We start from the raw sequence: 6,868 nt of genomic DNA, 5'->3' as shown, positions 1-6,868 counted from the left end.
CCCGGCGCCCAGGCCGCGTGCACCCGCACCGCCGGCGCCACCGGCACCGGTCGCACCGGCGTAGCCGCCGGACGCACCGCCGTAGCCGCCCATGCCGGCGCTCGCACCGAGCCCCGCCATGCCGCCGCGCGCGCCCGTGAGGCGCGAGCCCGCGCCGAGCGCCGCCGCACCGGCGGCACCGCCGACCAGGCCGGACGAGCCGCCCGTCCAGCCGCCGGCACCGGCACCGCCGCCGAGCCCGCCGCTGCCGGTGCCACCCGGGCCGCCGTTGCCGGGCAGCCCGCCGTCGAGGTCGCCGTCCACGTCGACCCACACGGGCGGCTCGACCACGACGGGCGGGTCGACCGGCGGCAGAGGCAGCGGCGGTTCGACGACGACCGGGGGCAGCGGCGTCACCGGCGGGTGCACGACGGTGGGCGGCGGGGTGGGCTGCCAGACCGGCGTCCCGATGCCCGTCACCGGCTGCACACCGGTGACGGGGACCCCGTAGTCGGGCGTCCCGGGCCTCCCCGGTGTGCCGGGGTTGCCCGGGTACGACGGGGTGCCGGGCGTACCCGGGGTCTGCGGCGGGACGGGGGGCTGCCCGCCGGGGCCGTCGTTGGTCGTCCGGTCGCCGGTCAGGGCCTGCCGGATCTCGACCGCGGGCGGCTGCATCTGCGACCGCAGCTGGACCACGGCCTGCTCGGCCTCCTGCTTGCGCGCCGCCACGAGCGCGGCCTCCGCCTGCGCGATGCGCCGCTCGGCCCGCTGCGCGGCCGCGGAGGCGACCAGACCGGTCACGACGACGCCCGCGGGCAGCGCGAGCAGCGCCGCCTTCTCCTCGTCGGCGTAGATCATGGCCTTCTGGGCGAAGGTCAGCTCGACGGGCATCGCCTGGACGCGCTCGAAGTGGGCCTGCGCCGCGGACTGCCGCGTGGTGTCCGCGGACTGCACGGCCGTGTTGACCGCGACGAGCCGCTGGTCGTAGGCCTCGATCTTGCCGCGGATGTCCTGCAGGCGGGCGCGCGCGGCGTCGGCGGCGGCACCGGAGGCCTCGGAGCCGAGCATCTCGTCGACGTCGGCGATGGCGGACTCGACCACCGCGTACGCCTCGCGCAGCCGCTCGGCGCCGGGCAGCTTCCACGGCGACGCCGTGGCCAGCTCGCCGAGCTGCGCCTCGGCGTCGGAGTACGTCGATGCGTCGGTCATGCGTGCACCTTCTTCGTCGTCGTCGGGGACGGGCGTCCGCCGCTCGGGGAGGCGTGGGGGTGGGGCATCACGGGGCCGTCGTGGTCGCGGCGCCGGAAGTGCGGCGCCGGGCGAGCAGGACCGCCACGACGACCAGGGCGGCGACCGCCGCACCGCCGCCCACGAGCGCCCCGGCCGGGACGCCGCCGCCGGAGCCGTCACCGGCGTCGGGGTCCTGGGGGGCGGCCCCCGCGGTCGGTGCGGTCGTGGCCGACGGCTCCGGCGTCGCGGCGGGCGCGTCGGGGTCACCGGGCCACACCGGGCGGGTGGCCTCCGCGACCTCGCTCTGCGTGATCGGGTCGGACCGTCCGCCCGCGTTCTCGCCCACGTCCAGCAGCAGCGGGTTCTCGTCGGGGAACGTCGTGGGGTCCTCCCGCAGCATGTGCCGCAGGCCGACGACCCCGTAGCCGTACACGGGGTCGTAGTCGAGCTCGTGCTCCTCCGCCCCGGTGTTGTGGATCAGGCTCTGCAGCATCTGGTGGCCGGTCGCCTCCGGGTACGCCGACCAGACGGCGGCGATCGCCCCGGCGGTGATCGGCGCCGCGAGCGACGTCCCGCCGCTGAGCCGGGTCGTCGTCGTGTCGCCCTCGTCCGTGCCCTGGACCAGCAGCCCGACGCCGGGCGCGCACACCGTCACGCGGTCGTGCTTCATGGGCGCGCCCGATCCCGGCTCGCCCTCCATCGGCTGCAGCTCGGCGTCGCACGCCTCGACGGCGACCACGCCGTTGGCCCGTGCCAGGTCGTCGCTGACCGGGATGACCTCGCCCGTCTTCAGCTCACCGAGGGCGGCGACCACGATGACACCCTCGTGCAGGGCCCAGGCGAGCGCCGCACGCACGTCGACGTCGTAGACGTACGCGCCGCTGACGCTGATGGTGATGATCTGCGCCCCGTCGTCGACCGCCTGCCGCAGCGCACGCGCCATCTCGCTCGCGTCCACGGCGTCCTCGGCCAGGGACTGCTGGCAGGTGTACCCGTCGTCGTCCTGCAGCACCCTCCCGTCGCTCACGGCGTAGAACAGCACGCGGGCGTCCGGCGCGACACCGGCGATCGAGGGCCCCCCGTCGGCGCCGCGGCCGTTGCCCACGACGAAGCCGGTGACGGTCGTCCCGTGCCAGGCGGCCTGCTCGAGCGGCCGCGCCGCGGGGATCGGCGTGTCGGAGTCGTCGGCGCAGAACGACGGCTCGTGCACCTGCAGGTCGGCGTCCGCGAGGTACGACATCTCGGGGAAGATCCCGTCGTCGATGACCGCGACGGTCACGCCGGCACCCGTGGCGCCCTGGGCGTGCACCTCGGCGACACCCATGCCGGAGTACCACCACGTCCCGTCCTGCGTCGCCGCGGAGGCCGGTGCGACGAGCGCGGTGCCGAGCAGGGCGGCTGCGGCGAGCGCGGCGCCCGTGCGGACGACGGACGGACGGCGGGGACGGCGAGCCGTCATCACATCCCGCTCGTCTTGGCCGACCGGCCCGCGTCCGTGGTGGGCGCGGGCGCCGTCGGGGCCGGCGTCCCGGGCGTCGTGGCGTCCTCGGTCGCGGCCGCCTCGACCTCGGCGGTCAGCGAGCTGAGCTGCGTGACCGAGGCCTGGTCCGCGCCCTCGAGGATCGCCGCGGCCTCGGTGAAGGCGGTCGCGCACTCGTTGAGCAGGTCCCGCAGGTCGTTGCGGAGCTGGACGAACACCTGGGGCGCCTTCTCGAGCACCTGCGTCACCGGCGCGACCGCGTCGTACTGCGTGGCGCGCGGGCCGTAGAACCCGTCGAGGCGGCCCTCGGCGGGGAGCATGTCGGCCTCGGCCTCGAGCCGGGTCGAGTAGCCGCGCATGGCGTCGGGGATCATGTGGATCGCGGGCATCGTGCGCTCCTGGTGCGGGGTCGTGCGGGTGTGGCCTGAGGTCGTGCGCGGTGGGGCGTGGCGTCGTGCGGGCGTGCACGTGGCGGGGGCCGTCGGCCCCCGCCACGCTCACGTGCGACCCGGTCGGGTCAGGCGCCGAAGCGGCCGGCCGACTGCCGGTCGGCGGCCGTGTAGTTCTGCGCGATCTCGTTGGTGCTGGTCGCGATGCGGTCCAGCAGCTGCTGCAGCTCGGTCAGCGACTGCGTCCACTGGCGCTGCGCGAGCGAGTAGGACTCCTGCGCCTGGCCGGACCAGCTGGCGCGCAGCGTGGAGACCTTGCTGTCGAGCTCGTCGAGCTCGGACCGGATGCCGGAGGCACCGGAGCGGATGTTGCCCGACAGCGCGATGACCTGCTCGGGGGTGACGGAGAACGAACCCAGCGACATCTGCATGCTCCCTGTTCCGGGTGCGCCCTCAGGCGCCCATCATCGAGTTGAGACCGGAGATGGTCTGCTGCGTCTGCTCGTCGGTCGCCTGCTGGTCGCGGGCCGTGCCGGTGAGCGAGGCCTCGAGCTGGTCGAGGACGCTGTTCAGCTTCTTCGTCTTCGTGTCCCACTCGGCCATGAGCTGGGTGAAGCGCGACGCGGCCGGCCCCGTCCACATGCCACCGACGGTCTCGATCTCGCGGCGCACCTGCGCGACCCGGTTGTCGATGCCCTGGCGGGCGTCGGCCACGGCCTGCGCACCGCGCGCGAGGGCCCCCTCTTCGGCGGAGATGTTCTCTGCCACGTCACACTCCTTCGCTCGACGACGTGCGGCTGCCGACCTGTGACGGGCGGCACGCCGGACACAGTAGCGCGGAGGGGCGACAGGTTCCCGGAGGATCCGGACGGGCCGGGCGGATCCCGGAGAGATCACCCAGGGTGGCGCACCCGAACGGGTGATGCAGGGCCCGGCGGGGCCGCCGCAGGGGTCCACGGGCTGCCCGCGGCCGGGCCGGCATCCCGGCGCGCGCTAACCTCGCCTGCGTTCGCCGCGCGCCCCAGGTGCGCCCTCCCGGGGGACCCGATGCCTCAGACCACGACCGCCGCCCGCGCCCTGCTGCACCTGACGATCACGAGCGAGGACCGTCGGCTGGACCTCGGCGTGCCCGCGCAGCTCCCGCTCGTCGAGCTGATGCCGGGCGTCGTGCGCAGCCTCGGCGTCCTCGACCCCACGCTGGTGCACGCCGGCTACGGGCTGCGCCGCTCCGACGGCGGCCTGCTCGACCCCGCGCAGAGCTGCGCCGCGCAGGGCGTGCAGGACGGCGAGCTGCTCACCCTGGTGCGCGGTGCGCTCGTCGCGGAGCACCGCCGCTACGACGACGTCGTCGAGGCCGTCGTCGACGCGACCCGGGACCGCGCGGCCTGGACCCCGGCCGACCAGGCGCGCACGGCCCTCGCCGTGAGCCTCGTGCTGCTCGCGCTCGGCGCCGGCCTCCTGCTGTCGTCGCCGCACGGCCTCGGCACGGGCGCGATCCTCGCGCTCGGCGCCGCCGTCGTGCTCGTCACGACCGGCGCCGTGCTGACGCGCACGGGCGCGGCGGAGGCCGGCCACGGGCTGGGCCTCGCCGCCGCCGTGTGGGCCGGCGTCGGCGCGTACCTGCTGGTGCCGGAGGGGCAGCCGTGGGGCTGGCCGCTCGCCGCGGCCGGTCTGGCGGCCATGGTCGTCGGCGGCCTCGCGCTCGCGTCCGTCGCGTCCGCGCCGCAGGTCCACGTCGTGCCCGTCGCCGCGGGCGGCGCCGTGGCGGCGACCGGCCTGGCGGCCGCCCTGCTCGGGCCCGGGGACGTCGCCCCGTGGGCCGTGCTCGTCGCGGTCGCCGCGACGCTGTCGAACCTCGCGCCGTGGCTCGCGCTGTCGTCGACCCGCCTCGACGTCGTCTCCCCGCACAGCGACGCGGAGGTGCTGGCGGCCCCGCCCCCGGTGGACGGCGCCGACGTCGCCCGCCGCGCGCTCGAGGGGCAGCGGCTGCTGCTGTCCGCGCGCGTCGCGGCCGCCGTGTGCGTCGCCGTCGCCACGCCGCTGGTCGCCGCCGCGAGCGCGACGGGTGCGGCCCTGTGCGCGCTCGCCTTCGTCGGGCTGCTGTTCCAGTCGCGCCAGGTGCACGCGCGCACCGGCGTGCTCACGCTCATGGCGTGCGGCGCGGTCGGCCTCACGCTCACCGGCACCGTCGTGGCCGTGTCCGGGTCGGTCGCGCCGGCGGTGCTCACGATCGTGCTGCTCGGGTCGGTGGCCGCGCTCGTCGCGCTGACGATGCTGCGCCCGCGTGCCCGCATGCGCATGGTGCGGCTCGCCGACACCGCCGAGCTCGCCGTCCTCACGCTCCTGCTGCCGCTCGGCGCCCTCACGGCCGGGCTCGTCTGACCCGTGGCGAGCAAGAAGGACCTCATCGAGGCGCAGACGTTCAGCCGTCGCCGCCTGCTCACCGCCTTCACGTCCGGCGCGCCGGGCGGCAAGGAGCTCGAGCCGACCAAGCCCATGCGCGGCGTCGTCGCGGGTCTGGCGCTCACGGCGCTCGTCGTCGTCGGCGGGCTGTTCTACGGCTTCCTGCGCCCCGGCCTGCCGGCGGGGTGGGACAACAACCGCCTCGTGGTCGCGGAGGACACGGGCGCGCGCTACGTCAGCGTCGGCGGCACCCTGCACCCCGTCACCAACACGACGTCGGCCCGGCTGATCGTGCCGGCGGGCGAGTTCGACGTCGTGACGACGAGCGCCGAGCGGCTCGCGGACGCCCCGCTCGGGCAGCCGGTCGGCATCGTCGGCGCGCCCGACCAGCTCCCGCCCGCCGACCGCCTGCTCGCGACCGGGTGGGCCGCGTGCCTCGTCCTGCCCGACGGCGACACGGCCACCGGCCCGGCGGGCGTCGCCACCGCACTGTCCGCGACGGCGCCCGCCGTCGCGACCGAGCAGGCGGCGGTCGTGCGGACGGAGGCCGGCACGGCCGTGCTCGTCGGCGGCGTCGCGTTCCCCGTCGACCCCGACGGCACCGACGCGGTGCTGCGCGCGATCGGCCTCGGCGACGCCGACGTGCGCGACGTGACCGCGGCGTGGCTGCGCCTGTTCACCCCGGGCACCGAGCTCGCCGCCGTCGTCGTGCGCGACGCCGGCGACCCCGTGGAGGGCACCGAGCTGCGCGTCGGCCAGGTCGTCCACTTCACCGGCGCCCCCGCGACCACCCGGTTCCTCGTGCGCGACGACGGCACGCTCGCACCCCTGAGCCCGCTCGCGTACCAGCTGTACATGCTCGGCACGGGCTCGCAGCTCGGCGAGGCGCTCGACATCTCCCCCGCCGCCGTCGGCACCCTCGACACGTCGCCCACGCCCGCGGGCGCGGCGGACTGGCCTGCCGACGAGATCACGCCCGTCCCCGACGCCGACGTGCCGTGCGCCCTCGCGGTCGACGACGACGGCGAGCCCGGCACCGTGCTGGCCGTCGCGTCGGCCGACGCCCCCGTCGAGACGGCCGGGCAGCGCGTCGACCACGGCGCCGGCGCGCTCGTGCGGGCCGGCGGGCGCGGGCCGCAGTCGAGCGGCGGCCTCTACCTCGTGGACGCCACCGGCACCGCGTTCCCCGTCGTCGGGGACGCCGACACGCTGACCCGCCTCGGCTACGCCGTGGAGGACGTCGGCGCGGTCACCGACGCCTGGATCGACCTGCTGCCCACCGGCCCGGCCCTGTCGGTCGAGGCCGCCGCGCGCGGCGTCGCGCCCGCCGACGCCGCCGACCCGACCGCGGAGGCGGACGCCGGGTGAGGCGCGTCCCCGTCGCCGC

The 6,868-nt window shown here is 76.9% G+C and carries 6 protein-coding genes and 1 pseudogene; 2 read left to right on the top strand and 5 right to left on the bottom strand.

The window, feature by feature from the left end; genetic code table 11:
• The 5 genes and pseudogenes from AB6N23_RS16415 to AB6N23_RS16395 all read right to left on the bottom strand — a co-directional run.
• Positions 1 to 1,188: pseudogene (locus AB6N23_RS16415) on the bottom strand (hypothetical protein); the annotation flags it as partial.
• A 67-nt stretch (positions 1,189 to 1,255) separates the two neighbouring features.
• The gene (locus tag AB6N23_RS16410; protein WP_412867061.1) at positions 1,256 to 2,668 is read right to left on the bottom strand and encodes a S8 family peptidase; all 1,413 of its coding nucleotides are present in this window, start codon (positions 2,666 to 2,668) and stop codon (positions 1,256 to 1,258) included.
• The gene (locus tag AB6N23_RS16405; RefSeq protein ID WP_412867060.1) at positions 2,668 to 3,078 is read right to left on the bottom strand and encodes a hypothetical protein; all 411 of its coding nucleotides are present in this window, start codon (positions 3,076 to 3,078) and stop codon (positions 2,668 to 2,670) included. Before AB6N23_RS16405 ends, AB6N23_RS16410 begins: the two co-directional genes overlap by 1 nt.
• A gap of 128 nt (positions 3,079 to 3,206) precedes the next feature.
• The gene (locus tag AB6N23_RS16400; protein ID WP_412867059.1) at positions 3,207 to 3,503 is read right to left on the bottom strand and encodes a WXG100 family type VII secretion target; all 297 of its coding nucleotides are present in this window, start codon (positions 3,501 to 3,503) and stop codon (positions 3,207 to 3,209) included.
• A 28-nt stretch (positions 3,504 to 3,531) separates the two neighbouring features.
• Positions 3,532 to 3,846 (bottom strand): WXG100 family type VII secretion target, encoded by a 315-nt coding sequence (locus AB6N23_RS16395; RefSeq protein WP_378202152.1) that lies wholly within the window; start codon positions 3,844 to 3,846, stop codon positions 3,532 to 3,534.
• Positions 3,847 to 4,125: 279 nt separating this feature from the next.
• On the opposite strand from AB6N23_RS16395, the gene eccD reads away from it, so the two are divergent.
• Together eccD and eccB are read left to right on the top strand one after the other, a co-directional pair.
• Positions 4,126 to 5,460 (top strand): type VII secretion integral membrane protein EccD, encoded by a 1,335-nt coding sequence (eccD, locus tag AB6N23_RS16390; protein WP_412867058.1) that lies wholly within the window; start codon positions 4,126 to 4,128, stop codon positions 5,458 to 5,460.
• A gap of 3 nt (positions 5,461 to 5,463) precedes the next feature.
• Positions 5,464 to 6,849, top strand: coding sequence for a type VII secretion protein EccB (gene eccB / locus AB6N23_RS16385; protein ID WP_412867057.1), 1,386 nt, complete (start codon positions 5,464 to 5,466; stop codon positions 6,847 to 6,849).
• Positions 6,850 to 6,868 lie beyond the last annotated feature (19 nt).

The organism is Cellulomonas pasadenensis, assembly GCF_047229365.1.
In the GTDB taxonomy this organism is placed as follows: domain Bacteria; phylum Actinomycetota; class Actinomycetes; order Actinomycetales; family Cellulomonadaceae; genus Cellulomonas.
This window is presented reverse-complemented; position numbering and strand designations above follow the sequence as displayed.